General features: G+C 35.1%; 21 protein-coding genes and 1 tRNA gene. 6 read left to right on the plus strand and 16 right to left on the minus strand.

All coding sequences use genetic code 11. From position 1 onward, the window contains the following. Positions 1 to 1,148: 1,148 nt before the first annotated feature. A complete protein-coding gene (gene mtaB / locus LNP23_RS22725) occupies positions 1,149 to 2,483 on the minus strand; it encodes a tRNA (N(6)-L-threonylcarbamoyladenosine(37)-C(2))-methylthiotransferase MtaB (protein ID WP_230002993.1) in 1,335 nt (444 codons plus the stop codon). 497 nt (positions 2,484 to 2,980) lie between these two features. On the opposite strand from mtaB, the gene LNP23_RS22730 reads away from it, so the two are divergent. Next, positions 2,981 to 3,502 (plus strand): hypothetical protein, encoded by a 522-nt coding sequence (locus LNP23_RS22730; RefSeq protein ID WP_047779176.1) that lies wholly within the window; start codon positions 2,981 to 2,983, stop codon positions 3,500 to 3,502. 100 nt (positions 3,503 to 3,602) lie between these two features. Here LNP23_RS22730 and LNP23_RS22735 read toward each other — a convergent pair whose 3' ends face one another. The 10 genes from LNP23_RS22735 to LNP23_RS22780 form a co-directional block, all read right to left on the minus strand. Continuing rightward, positions 3,603 to 4,133, minus strand: a complete 531-nt coding sequence (locus LNP23_RS22735; RefSeq protein WP_230002994.1) for a GNAT family N-acetyltransferase — start codon at positions 4,131 to 4,133, stop codon at positions 3,603 to 3,605. A 12-nt stretch (positions 4,134 to 4,145) separates the two neighbouring features. Next, complete coding sequence (locus tag LNP23_RS22740; protein ID WP_230002995.1) at positions 4,146 to 4,949, minus strand: Cof-type HAD-IIB family hydrolase; 804 nt, start codon at positions 4,947 to 4,949, stop codon at positions 4,146 to 4,148. A gap of 206 nt (positions 4,950 to 5,155) precedes the next feature. Then, positions 5,156 to 5,374, minus strand: a complete 219-nt coding sequence (locus LNP23_RS22745; protein ID WP_047779179.1) for a putative signal transducing protein — start codon at positions 5,372 to 5,374, stop codon at positions 5,156 to 5,158. Between the two features lie 186 nt (positions 5,375 to 5,560). Next, on the minus strand, positions 5,561 to 6,247 hold the full coding sequence (locus LNP23_RS22750; RefSeq protein WP_230002996.1) for a DEAD/DEAH box helicase: 687 nt from the start codon (positions 6,245 to 6,247) through the stop codon (positions 5,561 to 5,563). 105 nt (positions 6,248 to 6,352) lie between these two features. Continuing rightward, the gene (locus LNP23_RS22755) at positions 6,353 to 7,516 is read right to left on the minus strand and encodes a sigma-54-dependent transcriptional regulator (RefSeq protein ID WP_047779182.1); all 1,164 of its coding nucleotides are present in this window, start codon (positions 7,514 to 7,516) and stop codon (positions 6,353 to 6,355) included. Positions 7,517 to 7,540: 24 nt separating this feature from the next. Further along, complete coding sequence (locus tag LNP23_RS22760; protein ID WP_230002997.1) at positions 7,541 to 8,401, minus strand: mechanosensitive ion channel family protein; 861 nt, start codon at positions 8,399 to 8,401, stop codon at positions 7,541 to 7,543. A 5-nt stretch (positions 8,402 to 8,406) separates the two neighbouring features. After that, positions 8,407 to 9,723: an ABC transporter permease gene (locus tag LNP23_RS22765; RefSeq protein ID WP_230002998.1), complete on the minus strand. Its 1,317-nt coding sequence runs from the start codon at positions 9,721 to 9,723 to the stop codon at positions 8,407 to 8,409. Between the two features lie 78 nt (positions 9,724 to 9,801). Continuing rightward, positions 9,802 to 10,731 carry an ABC transporter ATP-binding protein gene (locus LNP23_RS22770; protein WP_047779185.1) on the minus strand — a complete coding sequence of 310 codons (930 nt, stop codon included), beginning with the start codon at positions 10,729 to 10,731 and terminating at the stop codon, positions 9,802 to 9,804. A 166-nt stretch (positions 10,732 to 10,897) separates the two neighbouring features. After that, positions 10,898 to 12,013, minus strand: a complete 1,116-nt coding sequence (gene dnaJ, locus LNP23_RS22775; RefSeq protein ID WP_047779186.1) for a molecular chaperone DnaJ — start codon at positions 12,011 to 12,013, stop codon at positions 10,898 to 10,900. A 77-nt stretch (positions 12,014 to 12,090) separates the two neighbouring features. Then, a complete protein-coding gene (locus LNP23_RS22780; RefSeq protein ID WP_047779187.1) occupies positions 12,091 to 12,669 on the minus strand; it encodes a nucleotide exchange factor GrpE in 579 nt (192 codons plus the stop codon). Positions 12,670 to 12,988: 319 nt separating this feature from the next. On the opposite strand from LNP23_RS22780, the gene LNP23_RS22785 reads away from it, so the two are divergent. After that, the gene (locus LNP23_RS22785; RefSeq protein WP_230002999.1) at positions 12,989 to 13,510 is read left to right on the plus strand and encodes a hypothetical protein; all 522 of its coding nucleotides are present in this window, start codon (positions 12,989 to 12,991) and stop codon (positions 13,508 to 13,510) included. Between the two features lie 320 nt (positions 13,511 to 13,830). Here LNP23_RS22785 and LNP23_RS22790 read toward each other — a convergent pair. Then, positions 13,831 to 13,901 (minus strand) — tRNA-Trp (locus tag LNP23_RS22790). Between the two features lie 155 nt (positions 13,902 to 14,056). Continuing rightward, a complete protein-coding gene (hisS, locus tag LNP23_RS22795) occupies positions 14,057 to 15,484 on the minus strand; it encodes a histidine--tRNA ligase (protein ID WP_230003000.1) in 1,428 nt (475 codons plus the stop codon). A gap of 202 nt (positions 15,485 to 15,686) precedes the next feature. Between hisS and LNP23_RS22800 the strand changes: the two genes are divergently transcribed. Continuing rightward, positions 15,687 to 16,931: an ABC transporter permease gene (locus tag LNP23_RS22800; RefSeq protein ID WP_230003001.1), complete on the plus strand. Its 1,245-nt coding sequence runs from the start codon at positions 15,687 to 15,689 to the stop codon at positions 16,929 to 16,931. Between the two features lie 88 nt (positions 16,932 to 17,019). Here LNP23_RS22800 and prmC read toward each other — a convergent pair whose 3' ends face one another. Both prmC and LNP23_RS22810 read right to left on the minus strand, forming a co-directional pair. Beyond that, the gene (gene prmC, locus LNP23_RS22805) at positions 17,020 to 17,874 is read right to left on the minus strand and encodes a peptide chain release factor N(5)-glutamine methyltransferase (protein WP_230003002.1); all 855 of its coding nucleotides are present in this window, start codon (positions 17,872 to 17,874) and stop codon (positions 17,020 to 17,022) included. Between the two features lie 76 nt (positions 17,875 to 17,950). Beyond that, entirely contained in the window at positions 17,951 to 18,448 is a 498-nt protein-coding gene (locus LNP23_RS22810) for a GNAT family N-acetyltransferase (RefSeq protein WP_230003003.1), read from the minus strand. Between the two features lie 95 nt (positions 18,449 to 18,543). On the opposite strand from LNP23_RS22810, the gene ribD reads away from it, so the two are divergent. Genes ribD through LNP23_RS22825 form a run of 3 tightly spaced genes read left to right on the plus strand, consistent with a single transcriptional unit; the run spans position 18,544 to position 20,867 of the window. Further along, entirely contained in the window at positions 18,544 to 19,593 is a 1,050-nt protein-coding gene (gene ribD / locus LNP23_RS22815) for a bifunctional diaminohydroxyphosphoribosylaminopyrimidine deaminase/5-amino-6-(5-phosphoribosylamino)uracil reductase RibD (RefSeq protein WP_047779193.1), read from the plus strand. After that, positions 19,586 to 20,188, plus strand: coding sequence for an HAD family hydrolase (locus LNP23_RS22820; protein ID WP_047779194.1), 603 nt, complete (start codon positions 19,586 to 19,588; stop codon positions 20,186 to 20,188). The genes ribD and LNP23_RS22820 overlap by 8 nt, the downstream gene beginning before the upstream one ends. Positions 20,189 to 20,234: 46 nt before the next feature. After that, entirely contained in the window at positions 20,235 to 20,867 is a 633-nt protein-coding gene (locus LNP23_RS22825; RefSeq protein WP_230003004.1) for an IMPACT family protein, read from the plus strand. A gap of 31 nt (positions 20,868 to 20,898) precedes the next feature. On the opposite strand, the gene LNP23_RS22830 is transcribed toward LNP23_RS22825, so the two are convergent. Beyond that, positions 20,899 to 21,303, minus strand: coding sequence for an acyl-CoA thioesterase (locus tag LNP23_RS22830; protein ID WP_047779196.1), 405 nt, complete (start codon positions 21,301 to 21,303; stop codon positions 20,899 to 20,901). Between the last annotated feature and the right edge of the window lie 187 nt (positions 21,304 to 21,490).

Here is a 21,490-nt window from a genome sequence, read left to right on the forward strand (position 1 = left end):
GTTTTACATTGTCATTTCGAGCGAAGTCGAGAAATCGCACAAGAGACTCCGTACAGTTTATCATCCAGAGGAACGAAGGATCTTCGTTTGCTGAACCGATACCGTTGAACTTCAATTTACGGAATTACTTGTGAAGATACTTCGTTCCTCTGTATCACAAAACTGCTGAAATAGAAACGGAATACCTGGTGTGATTTCTCGACTTCGCTCGAAATGACAGACCGTATGTAACACTCTTTAAACCAAAAACTATAAAGAAGTTATGAGATTTTCATTTTAAATTCAAAAAAATAAGAGTGATCGAGTTTGACACCGATTATATCAATTCCTTGAAATTAGTTGTCGCAGAAGATGTGAAGTAATATTTCGCTTTATAAAACAGAAAAGTTCTTTGTAATAAAGGACTTTTCTGTTTTACATTGTCATTTCGAGCGAAGTCGAGAAATCACACAAGAGACTTTATCATCCAGAGGAACGAAGGATCTTCGTTTGCTGAATCGATACCGTTGAAGTTCACTTTACGGAATTACTTGTGAAGATTCTTCGTTCCTCAGTATGACAAAATTGCGAAAAATAGAAATGGAATACCTGGTGTGATTTCTCGACTTCGCTCGAAATGACAGACTGTATGTAACACTCTCTAAACCAAAAACCATAAAGAAGTTATGAGATTTTCATTTTAAATTCAAAAAAATAAGAGTGATCGAGTTCGACACCGATTATATCAATTCCTTGAAATTAGTTGTCGCAGAAGATGTGAAGTAATATTTCGCTTTATAAAACAGAAAAGTCCTTTGTAATAAAGGACTTTTCTGTTTTACATTGTCATTTCGAGCGAAGTCGAGAAATCACACTAGAGACTCCGTACAGTTTGTCATCCTGAGGAACGAAGGATCTACGTTTGCTGAATCGATACTGTTGAACTTCACTTTACGGAATTACTTGTGAAGATACTTCGTTCCTCAGTATGACAAAATTGCGAAAAATAGAAATGGAATACCTGGTGTGATTTCTCGACTTCGCTCGAAATGACAGACTGTATGTAACTCTATTCTAAACTCTAATTATATAAAAGGCTCTGAAATCTCAAATTTCCAACCTCATCATACATTTCACATCTCACAAATAACATTTCACAAAGAAACATTTTACACCTCTGCCAATTTATTCAAAAACTCTAAACGAACGCTTCCGTCTTCGTCTATTTTGGTCAGGTTAATTTCTTGTAATGTATTGATTAATTCGGGATTCCAAGGTGTTTTTACTTTTACGTAGTTTTCTGTAAAACCGTGAATATAACCTTCTTTATTTTCTCCTTCAAACAAAACAGTTCTGTTTGTTCCTAATTGACCTTCGTAAAAAGCACGACGTTTCTTAACCGACAATCCACGTAACATTTTGCTGCGTTTTGCTCTTACGTTTGCAGGAACAGCTCCCGCCATATTTGCTGCCTCGGTATTGTCTCTTTCCGAATACGTGAATACGTGCAAATACGAAATATCCATTTCATTCAGAAAATGATAGGTTTCCAGAAAATGATCGTCTGTCTCACCCGGAAAACCAACAATAACATCAACACCAATACAAGCATGTGGCATTACTTCGCGAATTTTATTGACACGTTCTGTATAAACTTCACGTAAGTAACGACGTTTCATTAATTTTAAGATATCATTACTTCCCGATTGTAACGGGATATGAAAATGCGGTACAAAAGTTCTGCTTTTAGAAACAAAATCAATGGTTTCATTTTTCAATAAATTAGGCTCAATCGAAGAAATACGCAAACGCTCAATTCCCTCTACTTTGTCTAAAGCCTGAACCAAATCGAGAAAAGTATGTTCGTGTTTTTTATTTCCGAATTCCCCTTTTCCGTAATCCCCGATATTTACTCCGGTTAAAACAATTTCTTTTATGTTTTGTGCTGAAATTTCTTTTGCGTTTTGCAAAACGTTCTCCAACGCATCACTTCTTGAAATTCCTCTTGCTAATGGAATGGTACAATACGTACATTTATAATCACAACCATCCTGAACTTTCAGAAAGGCACGGGTTCGGTCACCAATAGAGTAACTTCCCACATAAAAATCGGCCTCAGCAATTTCGCAGGAGTGTACTTCCCCCATGTCATTTTTGCTTAAGTCGTGAATATAATCGGTGATTTTAAATTTTTCGGTAGCACCCAAAACCAAATCAACTCCATCAACGGCTGCCAATTCTTCCGGTTTTAATTGCGCGTAACACCCAACGGCAGCTACAAAGGCTTTTTCGTTGAGTTTCATTGCTTTTTTTACGACCTGCTTAAATTGCTTATCAGCATTCTCTGTAACAGAACAGGTATTGATGACATAAATGTCTGCTATTTCTTCAAAATCAACACGATCAAATCCTTCGTCGTTAAAATTTCGGGCGATTGTGGAAGTCTCTGAAAAATTCAGTTTGCAACCAAGCGTATAAAAGGCAACTTTTTTTCTATTTTCCATAGGAATACACTACGTTTTAAGTAGTAAGATATTATATTTACATTCTCAATTGAAGAGTTTGCAAATTTACATACAATATTCTTTAAAATAAAATCAATAATACACTATATATCAACATTTTGCATTATCCAGACAATTAAGTTTGGCTTAAAAACTATAAATTGAACCTGCTAATGACTAAAATAAGTTTTATATTTAAAAGATCTTAAATGTCCTTTCAATAGGAATAAAATGACAAAAACATCGATTAAATGCAAATAATATCGATTAAATACATTTTTTAAAAAATTAGATTAAAATTTTCTTACATTTAACTGTTCAAAATAATGCTTTCGGCTAAAAAAGTTAAGCAATTAATAAATTAATTGATCTCTCGACAGATTTTACCATAACAATTTTGATATTCTGTCGTTATGTTGTTGTTTTGTTTAATAAAAATAATGGGGAAAGCCGAAAACCATAAAGAGTAGGCAACAATTAAAAATTCCAGACTTACTATGAAAGCATTTTTACCCACAATCTGCTTGATGTTCTTAACCCTTTTCAGTTCGCAAGCGCAAACTGCAGCTGCTCCTGCAACTAATCCATTCCCGTCAATTAGCACTTTAACAGGTTGGGCCAGTTTAAACAATCAATCACAATTTGATATTGCAATCCGTGCCGTTGGGTTTAAATTTGAAGTAAAAGAACCAAGTGAAGGATCTACAGCTTACACTTACATCCGTAAGGTAACGGTAAATGAAGTAAACTATACGGATAGAATTGTTTACAGAATTACAAATAATAATTCTGCAAGTATTATCTCTTTAGTAACTGCTTCTACTGATTTAGTTAGTCTGTACACTCCACAATTGTCAACTTTCAAAAACAACAATTGTAAAACAGAAATGTCTAAGGACAAAAACACTACTTGTGCTTGTTACGAAAGCGTGAATTTTGCAATCGATCTTTGCGACGAGCGTGTTAAGCTAACTATGGGTGACGGAAATAAATATTTTGTTTCTGTAGCTAAAAAATAATTCGAAACATTTCGGAAACCTAAACTACGAGCTGTTTTCCAAATCTTTTTAATCTGTAAGAAGTACATTTGAAAAGATTTGGGATGCATTTCTTAGGGTATTATATCAGGTTTGGATTCTTATATTCATACCAAACTTCTCTTTCGTCTTCGTAATCAAACGAATTCACATAACGGAAACCCAGTTTTTCTAAAACCTTTCTTGAGTTTTCGTTTCCTTCATCTGCATAAGCATAGAGTGCCTTTACTTTCATTTCATTAAACGCATAATCCACAAAAGCTTTTCCGGCTTCGGTAGAATAGCCTTTTCCCCAGTGTTTTTCAATAAAACGGTATCCGATTTCATAAAAATCTTTATGGTTATTGATTTCGTCTGTGATAAACTTTATTCCGGACCAACCCAAAAACTCATTGGTTTCTTTTAAAACAACAGCCCAGCGGCCAGTGCCAAAAGTTTTGTATTGCTGTTGCAAATTTTCAATATAAGCAATGCTTTCGGCAATGGTGGTAACAGGTTTCTTTCCCACAAAAAGATGCACATTGGGATTCGAATCCAATTCAAACATTCCTTCTGCATCAGCAGAAATCACTTCTCTTAAAATCAGTCGTTCTGTTTCAATTGGTTTTCTCATCCGGTTTTAGTTTTAATTTAAAATATAACGTTGTACTACTTCTGCCACTCCATCATTATTATTTGAAGCCACAATTATATCAGCTCTGTCGCGCAATTCAGGCGTCACATTATCTACCCAAACACCCAATCCGGCATATTCAATCATACTTAGATCATTTCCGGCATTTCCTACTGCAATAATCTCGCTCTGTTGGATCTTTAGCTTTTCAGCCAAAATTTTTATGCTTGCGGCTTTATCGATTCCATATTGAGCGGCTTCTAAAAAAAACGGTTTAGACATTGAAATACTTAAATGTGGCATTGCCTCTTTCAGATCCTGCTCTACTTCTTTCAAATAAGAAGGTTCTGCCAACAAAATACATTTTACCGCAGACCTGTCAACAGCCTCTTTAAAACTTGGTACTTTGCGATGTGGCATTCCGGTAATTACTTTTTCAATTTCAATAAACTCTGAATCTGTTTCGCTTATAATTTCTCCGTCAAGATAGGTAATGATATGTGTTTTCATCTTCACGCTGTAATCGTACAGTTCGTGAATCTGCTTTTGTGTCAGCGTTTGCTCAAACAAAATAACATCGTCTTTAACCGTACTAATAATAGCACCATTAAACGAAATGATATACGAATTATTCAAATCCAATTCCAACTCTTTAGCATAAGCCGTCATAGCAGAGGTTGGCCGACCTGAAGCCAAAACCACATAAACTCCCTTGGCCTGCGCTTCAAGAAGTACTTTTTTATTTAAATCAGAAATTTTATGATCGTCTGTCAACAAGGTATCATCCATGTCGAGCACCAGCATTTTGTATTGCATTTTTTATTAGTTTACTTTTCTCAATTCTCAGTCGCAGTTTGCAGTCGCGGTCTCAGTCGCAGTCGCAGTCGCAGTTTGCAGTCTGAATCCAGGCCTCAAATTTCAATTGTAGTACTCAATCGCATTTCACATTCTCGCATTTTACAGAAGACTGAGACTGTAAACTGAAACTGTAAACTGAGACTGAATACTGAGACTGAGAGCTATTAAATATTCATTCTAAAATCCTCAATAACGGGATTTGCTTTTGCAAAGTCAGTTTCCTGAATAAAAACTTCAACTGCTAAATCTGAACCTCCAAAACCACCTAGTCTTGCCGATTGAATGTTGTCTTTTTTTACCGTTTCTACTCCGGCTTCTTCTAATCTTTCTTTTAAAGCAATTGCTAATACTTCACTTCCTGAAAATACCTTCATTAATCCCATAACATTGTTTTTTATTATTATTTTTTATTTTCTATTCTAATATTGTCTTTAAATGATTTTGAAAATCTTCATTTTCATTCATTCCAATGTGACCTTGCTTTTTTAATGGATAAAAAGAGCTAAAATTACAATCGATAAAAATTTAAGCGTTTTAAATATCTCCATAAAATTTATCGCTTCACTACCTTATTCCTCTTCAGTTTGATCTTCTTCTTCTTCGTCAAGTTCTTCTTCCTCATCAAATTCTTCATCCTCTTCTTCTTCCTCCATATCAAAAATATAAGGCTCCAGTAAAAATTTCTCTGCCAAAATTTCGATACGTTCCGTTAATTGCTCGGCAAAAATAATTCTTTGTGTTTTTGCAATACTATTCGAGATACGCATGATTTTAGTTTCATGACGTAACTTCAAAATTGGATCTGCATCATCTAAAACAAACATTTTCAAACGGTTTACATTATAACCTGCCGTTGTAAACATGTCGCTTAATTTATTTGGTGTTCCGATTAAAACATCAATTCCTGTTGAAATATAGTTTTTATCGTAATCCATATCTCCTTTGTCATGCACTCCGTACACTTCAAGATCGGTATACTTTCCGTATTTTGCAAAAAGCTCTACCATTTCCAAAACTTTAGTTTTGTCTTCTACAATAATCAAGGCTCTTGGAGATTCTTCGACTGAACCTGCCAATTGCTGAATTACATTGATTACAATGGTAGTCGATTTTCCACTTTTTTCCGGAGAAAGAATGATACAGTCAGCACCACTTTTAATAGTCGAAAAAGTCTCTTGTTGCAATACATTTGCCTCTGTTAAACCATTTTCGATTAAAGCGTCTTGTAATTGTTCTTTTATTTTTTTTAGTTTCATTTTTTTTATGCTTTATGCTTTAAGCTTTATGCTCTAAGCAAAAATTATTTATATTATTTAACGAAGTCCAAAGCTTAAGGACTAAAGCCTATCGCTTATAGTCCACTATTTGCTCGCGAACATTTTTACGTCCGTTTCTGAGATTTCGTTTCCTCCTAAGATAATCAATCTTTCTACTACATTTCGAAGTTCACGGATATTACCTGTCCAATCGTATTCCTGTAATAGTTTTATGGCTTGTGTTGAAAATACTTTGATGGCATTTCCTTGCTCGGAAGCAATTTTCTCTGTAAAATGGGTAATCAAAGCCGGAATATCGTCACGTCTTTCGTTTAAAGGCGGTACTTTAATCAAAATAACAGCCAGCCTGTGGTACAAATCTTCACGGAAACGACCTTCGGCAATTTCCGTTTTTAAATCTTTGTTGGTTGCTGCTACAACACGAACGTCAACTTTTATATCTTTTTCGGCACCGACTCTTGTGATCATACTTTCTTGCAACGCACGCAATACCTTTGCTTGCGCGGAAAGACTCATATCACCAATTTCATCTAAGAAAATAGTTCCTTTGTCTGCTGCTTCAAACTTTCCGGCGCGATCTTTCACTGCAGATGTAAAAGCACCTTTTACGTGTCCGAACAATTCACTCTCGATCAACTCACTTGGAATTGCAGCACAATTGACCTCAATCAAAGGGAAATTAGCACGTTCACTTTTTTCGTGTAATTGATGTGCTACTAGCTCTTTCCCGGTTCCGTTTGGTCCTGTAATTAAAACCCTGGCTTCTGTTTGTGCTACTTTATCAATCATCACTTTGATATGAGAGATTGCTTCACTTTCGCCAACCATTTCGTAATTTTTACTGACTTTTTTCTTCAGAATTTTATTCTCAACTACCAGTTGTTTTTTATCTAAAGCATTACGAACGGTATTTAACAAACGATTTAAATCGGGTGGTTTTGAAATATAATCAAAAGCGCCTAATCGCATGGTATGAATCGCCGTTTCCATATCCCCGTGACCTGAAATCATCACCATCGGGATTTCCGGTTTTATTTTTTTGGCTGCTTCTAAAACCTCAACGCCATCCATTTTTGGCATTTTGATATCGCACAAAACCAAATCGTAGTCGTTGTTTTTTATTTTTTCGAGACCCACAGCACCATCCTCGGCTTCTTCCACCTGATAGGTATCATTTTCTTCTGATAAGATTTTTACCAAAACTCTTCTGATCGCTGCTTCGTCTTCTATAATTAATATTTTACTCATCTTTATTAAATTTGAAACCAGTACTTATTCTTTCTCTTTTTTTGAAGCCAAATTTACCGGCACGCTTATTACGTTTAAGTCCCTTTGCGGGAACGGAATTGAAATATTGTTTTCTGCAAACAGATCATTTATTCGGAACCTAATTTCGCTTTGAATCCCCGGCGTCTGCATACCATGAATAACATAAAAGTGAACTGAGAAGTTTAGCGAAGAATCTGCAAAGTCATCAAAAGTAACTTTAACCGTTCCTCCTTTGACAATTCCTTCAACTGAATCTACTGCCTGATGCAATAATTTTTCGACTAAACGAACATCGCTTCCATACGCTACTCCAACGGAAACACTTTCCCGGTTACTCGAATTATTCTGAGTCCAATTAAAAAGTGTGTCGTCCATAAATTTATGATTCGGAATGATCATCACACGATCATTTCTGGTCACAACAATGGTGGTTCTTAATTTGATCTCTTGTACCAATCCAACACGACCGTCGACTTCAATGATATCACCCACATGCAAAGACTGATCCAAAATGATTAGAACTCCCGAAATAATATCCTGAAAAAATGTTTGTAATGCAAACCCTAAACCTACAAACAAGGCTGCAGAGGCGGTTAAAAACACATTAACATTTACTCCGGTTGCGTTTAGCATTAATACAATTACAAAAAGGTAAACGATATACTTAACGACCTGAAAAACACTATTGAACTTCTTTTTGTCTGCGACAGGAAGTTTTTTACTAAACAACTTCTGAATTAACTTTAATACGATCGATGTTGCCGTTATAGCAAGAAAAAGCAGCATCAAATCAAGTAGCGAGATTTTTACATTTTCGCCATTAATAAAATTGTAATTAATAAATTCAATAATATCCTTCCACATAATTTTTAATATTTAAGCCATTTGTATAACTCTTTCCAGGTTGGTTTCTTTCCGTACATTAAAATACCGACACGATAAATTTTCGCAGCGAACCAAACAACAAGCAAAAAGGTCGCAAACAATAAAGATACTGAAATTGCAATTTGCCACCAAGGCACACCGAACGGAAGTCGCATTAACATTACAATCGGTGATGTTAACGGAATCATCGAAAACACCACGGCAATAGTTCCATGCGGATCATTCACAACGGTAAAAAATCCGATATAAACACTCAGAATTAGAGGCATAATAATTGGCAAAAGAAATTGTTGTGAATCGGTTTGATTATCAACAGCAGCCCCAATTGCGGCATAAAACGAACTATATAAAAAATACCCTCCAATAAAATAAATAACAAAACCAATTACAATACTGGCAATAGGCAAATTCCATAATTCGGCAATGTACATTTGTGCTGTTCCTGAAAATTCCTGTTGCGCGGACTGCATTACTTCGGGAGGAATTCTTCCTTCCGGTCCTACATTCACGCCAAAAAAAGCAGAAGCCACAAACATTAATCCGAGACCAATGACCACCCAGATCAAAAACTGTAACAATCCTGCAAGTGAGGTCCCGACAATTTTACCGATCATCAACTGAAAAGGTTTCACGGACGAAATAATAATTTCAATAATACGATTCGTTTTTTCTTCGATCACGCTGCGCATTACCATATTGCCATAAATGATAATAAACATCATAATTAAGTAACCGAATCCGCCACCGATTACAATTTTCATCCAATTCAACCCTTTGAATCTCTTTTCGCCCTTTGTATTTTTCAAAACCACATCTACTTTAGCTTGTGCTTTTTTAATTTGCAAAGTATCTATGTTTGCTTTTTGCAGGTTGAATGCGGTAAGCTTTTTCTCTACTAAATTTTGTACATCTTTTATGAAAGGCCCCGGAAGACTTTCGCCGGATATCAATTCTACTTTACTTTCCAGATCTTTTAAATTACCGGTTTTAGGAATCACAATTAGACCACTAAAATTTTCATTGGTAATACTATCCTTTAAGTCCTTAACACTTATCTCCGATAAATTCAGGTAATGGTATTCGGCCTCTTTTTTATTCTCTTTCAGAAAATCGTCTGCAAGCAAACCCGTTTCATCATGAATTGCAATACGCTTTGTATCTGCTTTCATTGAAGCTAAATAACCAATAAATACGGTAATGGCAACAAACAACAACGGACTCAAAAATGTCATGACAACAAAAGACTTGTTACGAACTTTTGCTATAAATTCTCTTTTTATAATTAATGATATAATGCTCATTTTTTATTTTAGATTTTAGATTGCTGACTTTAGATTTTCAGATCTTAGGGTTTCACTCTAAAATCTAAAATCCAAAATCTAGTTTTTGTTTTCCGTTACGGTTTTAATAAAAATATCATTGATACTTGGAATCTTTTCCACAAAATGGGTGACTTGTCCACGCTGTGTCAAAAGATGCAATAGTTCGTTTGGAGTTGCATTTCCGATTTGGATCTCTAACTTCAGATCTTCATTTAAGGATTTAAACTGTGCCGGGGCAACGGTAAACTTCTGTGTAATATCATACATCAGACCTTCTACATTATCGGTCAGGATACCCACTTCAAAACTATTGGTTCTGAACTGGCGTTTTACATCGCTAACCTTTCCTTCGATTAATTTATTTGATTTATGAATCAGTGCAATATGGTCGCAAAGTTCTTCTACACTTTCCATACGATGCGTAGAGAAAATAATTGTTGCGCCTTGCTCTTTTAATGCCAAAATTTCATCTTTTATGACATTGGCGTTTACGGGGTCAAAACCCGAAAAAGGTTCATCGAAAATCAGTAATTTAGGCTTATGCAAGACACAAACTACAAACTGTATTTTCTGTGCCATTCCTTTAGAAAGTTCCTGAATTTTCTTGTTCCACCAACCCTGAATTCCCAGACGGTCAAACCAGTATTCTAACTGTTGTTTGGCTTCGGCCTTAGAAAGCCCTTTCATTTGTGCCAGATACAAACATTGCTCGCCTACTTTCATTGAAGTATACAAACCTCTTTCTTCAGGTAAATACCCTATTGTTTGTACATGTTTGGGTTGTAATTTCTCTCCGTCCAGAATTATTTCACCGCTATCGGGCAAAGTAATCTGGTTTATAATACGAATTAGAGATGTTTTTCCGGCTCCATTGGGACCTAATAGTCCATAAATACTACCTTTTGGTACATTTAATGAAACTTCGTTAAGCGCTACATAATCACCGTATTGTTTTACGACTTTATGTACTTCGAGTAAGTTGCTCATGCTGTTATTAGAATTTTCTGCGTCAGTTTGATCATTGTGCTATCACGGGGTTGTAAAAGTAAATAATTCGAAGCGAATCTGCGTTACAATACGCAAAAAACCCATCCTAATGTTTCTATTAGAATGGGTTTTAGTATTTATTTCAATTTTTTAAAAAGAGTTTGCGCTATGAAAACATGTCTTTTACTTTCTCAAAAAATGATTTTTCTGACTTTTCAGGACTTGGAATAAAATGATCGTCGTTTAACGCATTTTCAAAAAATTGTTTTTGCTCTTTATTTAACGTTTTTGGCGTCCAAACATTTACGTGCACTAACAAATCTCCGCTTCCGTAACCATTTATACTTGGAATTCCTTTTCCTTTTAATCTTAAGATTTTTCCGGATTGAATACCTTCTTCTAATTTGATACGAACTTTTCCGTTGATGGCTTCGATATCCTTAGAAATTCCTAAAACGGCTTCCGGGAAACTGATATATAAATCAAAATGAATATTCTCTCCTTCGCGTTTCAAAAACTCATGTTCTAACTCTTCGATAGCAACAATCAAATCACCTGGAATACTATTTCCCGGAGCATCATTTCCTTTTCCGGAAACTTTAAGCTGCATCCCGTCAACAACACCTGCTGGAATTTTTATTGATACGGTTTCGTCTTCCAAAACCATCCCTTGAGAATCTGCTTCAGAAGGTTTTTTATCTAAAATTTGTCCGGAACCACCACAAGCAGGACAGGTAGATGCGGATTGCATTCTTCCTAAAATAGTGTTGGTAACACGCATCACCTGACCTTGACCGTTACAAGTCGTACAGGTTTTGTAGGTAGCTCCTTTGGCTTGAACTTTACGTTTTACTTTTACTTTTTTCTCTACTCCATTGGCAATCTCTTCTAAAGTCAATTTAACTTTAATTCTAAGATTACTTCCTTTAGAGCGACGAGGGCCTCCGCCTCCGCCACCACCGAATCCGCCAAATCCGCCACCAAAAATATCACCAAACTGGCTGAAAATGTCATCCATATTCATCCCGCCATGGCCACCACCGCCAAATCCGCCGGAACCATCAAATGCTTGATGTCCGTATTGGTCGTATTTCGCTTTTTTGCTCGGATCACTTAAAACTTCATAAGCTTCTGCTGCCAATTTGAAGTTTTCTTCTGCCTCTTTGTCGCCCGGGTTTTTATCCGGGTGATATTTTAGTGCACTTTTTCGGTACGCTTTTTTAATTTCAGCAGCATCGGCACCTTTTGAAATGCCAAGTATTTCGTAAAAATCTTTTTTCATAATCTAAGTTAAATTCCAAATCTTAAACTCTAAATTCCAATGCTTAAAAAATTGACTTTCAGAATTTTATTTGCATTTTAGTTACCGATAACTACTTTAGGGAAACGGATAATTTTGTCTCCTAATTTGTATCCTTTTTCTATAACATCAACAATTTTACCCTTCATTTTATCAGAAGGTGCAGGAATTTGAGTAATTGCTTCAGCAAAATCGGCATCAAAAGCATCACCTGCTCTAACTTCAACCTGCTCTAAACCTTTACCTACTAAAGTGCTTTTTAGTTTTTCATGAATTAACTCCACTCCTTTTGTCAAAGTTTCATCTTCAGATTTGTTAATTTCTACAATTGCTCTGTCAAAATCATCTAAAACAGGAAGCATTGCTAACAAAACCTCTTGATTTGCCGATTTAAATAAATCGATACGCTCTTTTGAAGTTCTTCTTTTGTAATTTTCGAATTCGGCAAATAATCTCAGAAACTTATCTTTTTCTTTTGCCAAGTCTTGAGCTAATTGCTCTTCAACACTTAATTCTTCAACAATTAACTGCTCACCGTTGGCATTGTTCTCTAACGTTACATCATCTAATTCCTGATCGAATTCTGTATTTTCCGTAGTCATATTACTATTATTTTTAAAAATATTTTTAAACTTCATTTTTTATTCTTTCTGTTGGACTGCAAAAGTACTGCCAAATCTTCTAAAATGTCAAATTGTCACTTTGTCAAGAATAGTAGCAGTCCCTCAAAGAAGTAGTCCTCAAAATGCATTCACAAAAACAAAGGGCAACATACAGCTACAAACAACTACATATCAACAAATTAACAATCAAGTAATTTATAATTCACCTCCTGACTTGTTAAACTACTAAAAAAACAAATAAAAAGTAAGAATATTACTATATTTGTAATGTGCTATAACGTAAACAAATCTGATTTTGCAAAACTTTTATATCGTAACGTAATACTAAAACAAAATGATTAAACTTTATAAAACAATCCAAAACCAACTCCATTATTGGGAGATCTGGCAAGTGGATGAAAAAACAGCCATCGTCTATTGGGGTATTGTTGGAAAATTGGGGCAATACAAAGAAATTAAAAGCGGTATTTTCATCAATTTACCAAGAACACTTAGAAGCAGAATTAATACAAAACGAAAAGAAGGATACACAGAGCTTGATGAAAAGCAATTTCTATATCTGGAGATTGCATATAAAAATCAAACTTTCGAGAAAGAAAAAGACTTAGAAAAACGATACAATCTTGAAGAACGAATCACTCATATACTCGAATTAAGAAGTCTTGGCCATTGCAACAGCATTGCTACCAAATGTGATAGCTTAGAAATTGGGTGTATCGTTACCGATTATAATCTTGCAAAAAAAGTAATTGACGAGGAACTAAAAAATATCGAATTTGGTGACTATACCATAATTTACAAACACTCCTGCAAATCCAATCTGACCAAAATGCTTTTGCGCACCCAACAGAATTGATTACCTTCAAAAACAATTAATTGCACTTTAAAAAAAGTAGCCAATCGTTCGTTTTTCACTTTAAAAATTTAGTATAATTTTAAGACTATTACGTTTTAGTATATGGTATATTTGAGCATCAAACAAATACAAAAGTATTACCAAATTAAAATTGAATTTAAGGGTTTAGCCTCGGCTTTATAAATAATTATTAATTCAAGTTTACCTTATATTAAAAAAAAGCTTCGTCTACATTCAGACGAAGCTTTTTTTATACATTTCTTTCGAAAACCTCTCAAAAAATAATTAGTAACTATTTTATGTTGGATACGGTTTTATTGCACGGGCGGAGGGATTCGAACCCCCATCAACGGTTTTGGAGACCGCTATTCTACCCTTGAACTACGCCCGTAACTTAGTGCCGCAAATTAAAAGGTTTTTTTCTGTTCCTGCAATTATTTTAGACAGTTTTAGAAAGATTTTAGCTGATTTTTTTAATTAGAAATCAACTAAAACTAACTGAAATTCGCTAAAGTCATGTGACACAAAACCTTACCAAATTATTCCTTAAAGCAATGCTTTTTTCAATCCTTCGAAATCAACAGAAATTTGCTCTCCACTTACTAAATTTTTAAGCGAATAAGAATTGGAAGCTATTTCCTGCTCACCTGCGATTACCGCAAAAGGAATTAATCGTTTATCTGCGTATTGAAATTGTTTCCCCACTTTTACATTATCAGGATAAAGTTCCACCTTTATATTTTCTTTTCTTAATTTCTGAATGGCTTGTGAAGCATATAACGCCTCTGTATCTCCGTAATTTATGAATATCGCTTTGGTAGTTGCTGCAACGGTTTCAGGAAACAACTGAAGCTCTTCGAGAACCAGATAAATTCTATCCAGTCCGAAAGAGATTCCTACCCCACTCATATTTTTCAAACCAAAAATACCCGTTAAGTCATCGTATCTTCCACCACCTCCGATAGAACCCATCGCAACTGTTTTTGGCGCTGCTACTTCAAAAATGGCTCCGGTATAATAATTCAAACCACGTGCTAAAGTCACATCAAGATCTAAGGTTGCTGTTGACAAACCTAAAGTAGCCACATGATCACAAATAAAACGCAACTCTTCTACTCCTTTCATGCCTTCCTCAGACGAAGTCAATAAACTAGAAAGCTGAGCGATTTTATCTGCAAAAGTTCCATTAAAACCAAAAAGCGGTTGTACTTTAACTAAGGCTTCTTCAGAAATTCCTTTTTCGATCATTTCTTTTTTTACACCTTCTTCACCGATTTTATCCAATTTATCCAAGGCAACCGTAAAATCAATCAATTTATCCGAAGCTCCGATTACTTCTGCAATTCCGGATAAAATTTTTCTGTTATTGATTTTAATAGTTACACCTTCTAAACCTAAAGCTGTAAAAACAGTATCATACAATTGAACCAATTCTACTTCCTGCCACAATGATTTTGAACCTACAACATCGGCATCACATTGGAAAAACTCTCTGAAACGCCCTTTTTGTGGATTATCTGCTCTCCAAACCGGTTGGATCTGATATCTTTTGAAAGGAAATTCAATTTCATTTTGGTGTTGTACCACGTATCTGGCAAACGGAACGGTTAAATCGTAACGCAATGCTTTTTCTGAAATCGTTCCGGTAAATTTATTCAACTGAATTCTTTGATTCGTATCAATTGTTTCAGCAGAATTTATTTGCAACTCTTCTATCGCTTCCGGCAATTCGATTTTGTTCTTTTTATTGTAGAAAAAATTACCTGAGTTTAATATTTTAAAAATCAAACGATCTCCTTCTTCTCCATATTTCCCCATTAAGGTTTCAGAATTTTCAAACGAAGGTGTTTCAATAGGCTGAAAACCAAATTTCTCAAAATTACTTTTTATGGTTTGAATAATATATTGACGTTTTGACACCTCTGCAGGTGAAAAATCTCTCGTTCCTTTTGGTATACTTGGTTTAGAAGCCATCTTTAATATTTTAGATTGTCGATTCTAGATTTTAGATTTTCTTTGAAACCTATAAATTAAAAATCTTTAAGTTAATTTATTCCTGATTTTAGAATTTTATTCAAGTCTTAAATCGTTTGCAAATATCTTATTTTTTAAAATAAATAATGCCCGATCGAAAACAAACTTGTAACAAAAAACGTATTTTCGTGACAAATTGGTCATGATGCTAAAATTATTCAGAGAAAATATTCGAATTGCGTTTGGTTCTATCAAAACACAATTACTCCGTACCATTCTTACCGTATTAATTATTGCTATTGGAATTACGGCTTTGGTTGGAATTCTTACCGTTGTAACGGCATTAGAAAACACCATTTCTACCAATTTTGCGTCTATGGGCGCTAACACTTTCAACATTAACCAGTACGAGAATAATCTTAAAAACAGAGGTGGCAATGAGCGTGAAATCGTAAATCCGATCATCTCTTATCCGGAAGCAGTCGCTTTTAAAAACAAATACAAATATCCTTTTACCGAGACTTCGCTTTCGTTTACAGCGACTTCAAAAGCGGAAGTAAAATACTTAGACCAAAAAACCGATCCGGAAATTACAATCCTTGGTGTCGACGAACACTTTATAACCAACTCGGGTTTAGAGGTAAGTTCAGGTCGTAGTTTTAATCAGTTTGACATTGACAATAATACCTATTCTTGTGTTGTGGGATCCGATTTTGAGAAAGGGCTTTTAAAAGATGTGAATCCAATTGATAAAATAATCTCAATACGAGGTGCCCGATTTAAAGTTATTGGCGTTTTAAAAGAAAAAGGATCAACGTTTGGGAACAGTCAGGATTTAAGGGTTTTAATCCCAATTCAGGTGGCACGTTCCTTATTTACCACTCCTAACATTAATTACACCATAAGCGCCATGGTTTCAAAAAAAGAATTTTTGGACGAGGCTGTTGATAATGCCACCAGTACGATGCGAAGAGTGCGAAAATTAAGCCCCGTTCGCGATTCCAATTTTGGTATCGGCCGAAGTGACGACTTAATCAACCGAATTTTAAGTATCACGGTCTACTTACGCTGGGCTTCCGTGATTATAAGTGTCATCACCATATTAGGTTCTTCAATTGCCTTAATGAACATCATGATTGTCTCGGTTACGGAACGCACTCGAGAAATCGGGGTACGAAAAGCATTAGGAGCAAAAAAATCAACGATTGCTGTTCAGTTTTTTATCGAAACTTTATTGATTGGACAAATTGGCGGTTTAGTTGGGATTATATGGGGAATACTGTTGGGTTATGGTATCGCCACCGCCATGGATTTTGTTTTTGTCATTCCATGGGTAGCGATTATCGCTGCTTTTATAACCAGTTTCCTTGTTGCGTTGGCCTCCGGTTTGTACCCTGCAATAAAAGCATCTAAACTAGACCCTATTGAAGCGTTGCGATACGAATAGTTTTCAGTCGCGGTCGCAGTTTACAGTAAAACAGAGATCGAAAACTGAGACTGAGACTAAAAACTGAGACTGAAAACTGAGACTGAGACTAAAAAGACCCCCTCAGCATCCTGTCATTATCATAAATATCCTTACGTAATTCGATGTTTTTAAATTCCATTTCTTCAAGTAAATCAATCATTTCCTTGCCCAGGTATTGATTAATTTCAAAATACAACTGTCCATTTTTGAATAGATTATCCTGAGCCAGAGTAGCAATTTTTTTGTAAAAAATCAAGGCATCGTGATCTTCTACAAAAAGTGCTAAATGCGGTTCATAGTCCAGTACATTTTTTTTGATTTCTTCTTTTTCCAGATGGCGAACATAAGGCGGATTCGAAACTATGATATCAAAATCATACGGCAGCTCCTCTAATTCCAGTACATCATTTAGTAAAAAAGTAACTTCAACTTTATTATTTATCGCATTTCGTTTCGCTGTCTCCAATGCTTTTTTCGACACATCAATGGCATAAACCTTTGCGTTTGGTAAATTTTTAGCCAATGAAACCGCAATGCAACCGCTTCCTGTACCGATATCTAAAATTTTTAAAGTCTTAGTTTTATCCGTTTTTGCGTTTTCTTTTACAATCCATTCAACCAGTTCTTCGGTCTCCGGTCTCGGAATCAGAACATTCTCATTGACTTCAAAATCCAAACCGTAAAAATTCGTTTTCCCCAGTAAATACTGAATCGGAACTTCTTTTTTTAACTCCTGCAAAATGACATCCCAAAACGCAAAATCAGATGGATTAAAAACCAATTCATGATTTAAAGCCAAATCAATTTGTCGTAGTTTATGTTTGTTTTCTAAAATTAAATAGAAAAAACTTTCTGCTTCATAAGCATCATAAAAAGACGACAGCTCTTTTATAAATTGGGTACGGTATTGTTTGATTTTCATTTTGGGTATTTGAGCATTAATTTTCGATTAAAACCGGCAGCATTTCAGGATAATAAGTAATGAAAAGTAAAATATGTTACAATTCGCTTCGCAAATCTTTCAACATCCAAACAGGGCAAGAACTGTGCCCAGTATTTCCCATCGGAGCATCGAGATACTCAAAACCCGATTTTTTGTATAATTTTTGGGCTGCATGCATAAAAGGCATTGTTTCGATATAACATTTTTCAAAACCAAAATCCCGTGCTTGTTGCAAACACATCTCCATCATTTCGCTGCCAATTCCCAAACCTCTTGTTTCAGGCAAAAAGTACATTTTTTGTAATTCGCAAATTTTAGAATCCCCATTCTCTAAAGGCGCAATTCCGGCACAACCCAAAACTTTACCCTCAGATTCAACTACAAAATAAGCCGATTTTGGTTTTTGATATTCTTCAAACATCAAATCTAAATAAGGATCCTCATAAGCAGTTCCGACTTTTGGAATTTCCATTTCATCAAAAACGGATCGTATTAATTTTGCAACTTCTTGATTGTCTTGTTTTTGAATTATTCTAATACTCCAATTTTCCATTTTACTTTATTCAGCTTATAATTACAAAAGTAAAAATAGTTTTCCGATAGTTTTCTTAACGAAATCGTAAACTGAAAAATAACTACTTTTGTAGTGTGAATATACAGGAGAAATATATCAAACGTTGCATCGAATTGGCCAAAAATGGTCTGGGAACGACTTATCCGAACCCAATGGTAGGAAGCGTGATCGTTTATGAAGACCGGATTATTGGTGAAGGCTGGCACAAAAAAGCAGGAGAACCGCATGCAGAAGTAAATGCGATTCGATCCGTAAAAGACAAATCGTTATTAAAAAAAGCTACCATTTATGTAAGCTTGGAACCTTGCAGTCATTTTGGTAAAACACCACCCTGCTGCGATTTAATTATAGAACATAAAATTCCAAATGTAGTAGTAGGCACCGTCGATCCAAATGAAAAAGTCGCCGGAAGAGGAATCAAAAAAATAATCGAATCGGGCGCTACTGTTGTTGTTGGCGTTTTAGAAGACGAATGCAACGAACTCAACAAACGTTTTTTTACATTTCACCAAAAGCAAAGACCTTATATTATTCTGAAATGGGCAGAAAGTCAGGATGGTTTTTTGGCACCAGAAAAAGAAAACAACCCAAGCAGAAAACCTGTTTGGATTACCAATGCTTATTCGAGACAATTGGTTCACAAATGGCGCAGTGAAGAACAAGCTATCCTTGTAGGAACACAAACCGTGGTAGATGATAATCCAAAATTAAACGTTCGGGACTGGAGCGGAAATAATCCGACAAGAGTTGTTTTAGATCAGCACAATCGAATCGAAAAAGACAGTTTTATTTTCGACGATAGTGTTAAAACGATCGTATTAACAGGCTCAAAAATTGCCAGCGAAAAAGAAAACACTACCTTTGAAGTAATTGATTTTAATCAAAATATAATACCACAACTCTTAACGATTTTGTATCAAAACCAGATACAATCTATTATAATTGAAGGTGGACTACAGACATTACAAACTTTTATTGATCAGAATATCTGGGACGAAGCTTGTATTTTTATCGGAAAATCTACTTTCGAAAAAGGAATAAAGGCACCGACAATAACACGAAATAAAACAGCTACAACGCACCTTATAACTGATGAATTAATACACATTAGAAATCATGATTGATACTATAATTTTTGACTTCGGAGACATTTTTATCAATTTAGATAAACAAGCTACCATTTCTAAATTGCAGCAATTAGGCATGACAGAATGGAGTTCTGAATTGGATCGTTTAAACCTGTTGTTTGAAACCGGTGATATTTCGCCCGAGGAATTTATTGGTGGTTTTCAAAAAGAACTTCCAAACGCATCAAAAGAAGAAATTCTTGAGGCATGGAATGCTATTCTGGCAGATTTTCCTTTGTATCGTTTAGAGTTTCTGCAAATGCTTTCCAACAGATACCGTTTGTTTTTATTGAGCAATACCGATTCTATTCATATTGAAACTTTCGAAAACAAAAGCGGCATTTCCTTTTACAGCGATTTCTATCAATGTTTTGAAAAAGTTTATTTTTCATTTGAAATTGGAATGCGCAAACCCAATGCAGATGTTTTTCAATACCTGATCAACAAACACGAGCTGTCTCCCAAACGTACCTTATTTATAGACGACAAAAAAGAAAACACAGACGGTGCTGCTTCTTTGGGTTTTAATGTATGGAATTTACAAGTTGGACAGGAAGACGTAGTTGATTTGTTTGAAAAAAACATACTTTAATTTTTTTACATTTCACCTCTCACCTTTAACTTCTCACTCTTAACTCTTGGACTACAACGACACCTATCAAACCATTGCCTTTGAATCAGAAGAGATTTTATTAAAAGAAAAAGGCAGCAAATTCTTTGGTTATGCTTTCCCTATCGAAAACGAAGAAGAAGTAAAACCCATCATCGAGACTTTAAAAAAACAACATCCACATGCGGTTCATTTTTGTTACGCCTATCAATTAGGTACCGCGCCCAACATCAGCTATCGCGCCAATGATGACGGAGAGCCGAGCAATACAGCCGGCGCACCTATATACGGACAAATACAATCTTTTGGGGTAACAAACGTTCTTATAGTCGTAGTTCGAATTTTTGGCGGTGTCAAACTGGGAGTCGGCGGATTGATTGCTGCTTATAAAACAACAGCCCAAATGACACTTGAAAGTTGCGAGATCATCGAAAAAACGATCGACGTGCATTTTTTAATCTCTTTTGATTACAAAAACATGAATAAAGTGATGCGGGTTATCAAAGAAAAAAAACTGGATATCGTTTCTCAGGAAATGGAAATGGATGAAGATTCCGGACTGCCAATTGGCAAAATTGAGACCAAAACGAGAAAAAAAAATGCCGAAATAATATTCGACATTTTTGATTTAATGTTTGAAATCGATATTAAAACTTTATAAATTCTAATAAAAATACCCCTCATTTTAACAATTATACCAGAGTTTCAAACAACTCTAAAATGTATTTTGGAGGAGCTGTCGGGCGACCTGTTTTTAACGAAATAAATACCAAAATAAACACTGCAGTTGTTAATAACTCATTTGCTTCATTGTAGATCTCGCAATCGAATTCGATCTTTACAGAGGATTGACTTTTGAACGTGGTATGGATGGTTAACAGCTCATCATAGCGTGCCGATTTTTTATAATTTATTTGCATCGAAACAATCGGCAATCCAATACCGCTTTCTTCCATGCTTTTATACGAAACCCCTTTATCTCTAAGCCATTCCACGCGTCCTATCTCAAAATAAGGAACATAATTTCCGTGGTAAACGACCCCCATTTGGTCAGTTTCAGAGTAACGAACTCGTACTTGAGTTTGATGATTTTTCATTATTTATAGATTAAAAAATTTTAGTTCCTAAAAGTCCCCTTACAACATTTTTTTATAAAATTAGACTTCAAATTATTTTTTTTTAAAGAAATTTGTTCACATATTTGTTATCCCGAAATACGGAATAAAATTGCTCCTTTTTTATTAGGAGAATCTTTATCAATAATATAAAAATTTATTCGAATAT

The organism is Flavobacterium cupriresistens (assembly GCF_020911925.1).
Lineage (GTDB): Bacteria > Bacteroidota > Bacteroidia > Flavobacteriales > Flavobacteriaceae > Flavobacterium > Flavobacterium cupriresistens.

What these genes read in the sequence shown, in the direction of transcription:
- LNP23_RS22765 (WP_230002998.1), bottom strand. Translation starts at nt 9,723, where the DNA reads ATGAGCATTATATCATTAATTATAAAAAGAGAATTTATAGCAAAAGTT.
- LNP23_RS22785 (WP_230002999.1), top strand. Translation starts at nt 12,989, where the DNA reads ATGATTAAACTTTATAAAACAATCCAAAACCAACTCCATTATTGGGAG.
- LNP23_RS22810 (WP_230003003.1), bottom strand. Translation starts at nt 18,448, where the DNA reads ATGGAAAATTGGAGTATTAGAATAATTCAAAAACAAGACAATCAAGAA.
- LNP23_RS22830 (WP_047779196.1), bottom strand. Translation starts at nt 21,303, where the DNA reads ATGAAAAATCATCAAACTCAAGTACGAGTTCGTTACTCTGAAACTGAC.
- LNP23_RS22820 (WP_047779194.1), top strand. Translation starts at nt 19,586, where the DNA reads ATGATTGATACTATAATTTTTGACTTCGGAGACATTTTTATCAATTTA.
- dnaJ (WP_047779186.1), bottom strand. Translation starts at nt 12,013, where the DNA reads ATGAAAAAAGATTTTTACGAAATACTTGGCATTTCAAAAGGTGCCGAT.
- LNP23_RS22750 (WP_230002996.1), bottom strand. Translation starts at nt 6,247, where the DNA reads ATGAAACTAAAAAAAATAAAAGAACAATTACAAGACGCTTTAATCGAA.
- LNP23_RS22735 (WP_230002994.1), bottom strand. Translation starts at nt 4,133, where the DNA reads ATGAGAAAACCAATTGAAACAGAACGACTGATTTTAAGAGAAGTGATT.
- LNP23_RS22755 (WP_047779182.1), bottom strand. Translation starts at nt 7,516, where the DNA reads ATGAGTAAAATATTAATTATAGAAGACGAAGCAGCGATCAGAAGAGTT.
- prmC (WP_230003002.1), bottom strand. Translation starts at nt 17,874, where the DNA reads ATGAAAATCAAACAATACCGTACCCAATTTATAAAAGAGCTGTCGTCT.
- LNP23_RS22740 (WP_230002995.1), bottom strand. Translation starts at nt 4,949, where the DNA reads ATGCAATACAAAATGCTGGTGCTCGACATGGATGATACCTTGTTGACA.
- LNP23_RS22800 (WP_230003001.1), top strand. Translation starts at nt 15,687, where the DNA reads ATGATGCTAAAATTATTCAGAGAAAATATTCGAATTGCGTTTGGTTCT.
- LNP23_RS22770 (WP_047779185.1), bottom strand. Translation starts at nt 10,731, where the DNA reads ATGAGCAACTTACTCGAAGTACATAAAGTCGTAAAACAATACGGTGAT.
- mtaB (WP_230002993.1), bottom strand. Translation starts at nt 2,483, where the DNA reads ATGGAAAATAGAAAAAAAGTTGCCTTTTATACGCTTGGTTGCAAACTG.
- LNP23_RS22745 (WP_047779179.1), bottom strand. Translation starts at nt 5,374, where the DNA reads ATGGGATTAATGAAGGTATTTTCAGGAAGTGAAGTATTAGCAATTGCT.
- LNP23_RS22730 (WP_047779176.1), top strand. Translation starts at nt 2,981, where the DNA reads ATGAAAGCATTTTTACCCACAATCTGCTTGATGTTCTTAACCCTTTTC.
- LNP23_RS22760 (WP_230002997.1), bottom strand. Translation starts at nt 8,401, where the DNA reads ATGTGGAAGGATATTATTGAATTTATTAATTACAATTTTATTAATGGC.
- LNP23_RS22780 (WP_047779187.1), bottom strand. Translation starts at nt 12,669, where the DNA reads ATGAAGTTTAAAAATATTTTTAAAAATAATAGTAATATGACTACGGAA.
- hisS (WP_230003000.1), bottom strand. Translation starts at nt 15,484, where the DNA reads ATGGCTTCTAAACCAAGTATACCAAAAGGAACGAGAGATTTTTCACCT.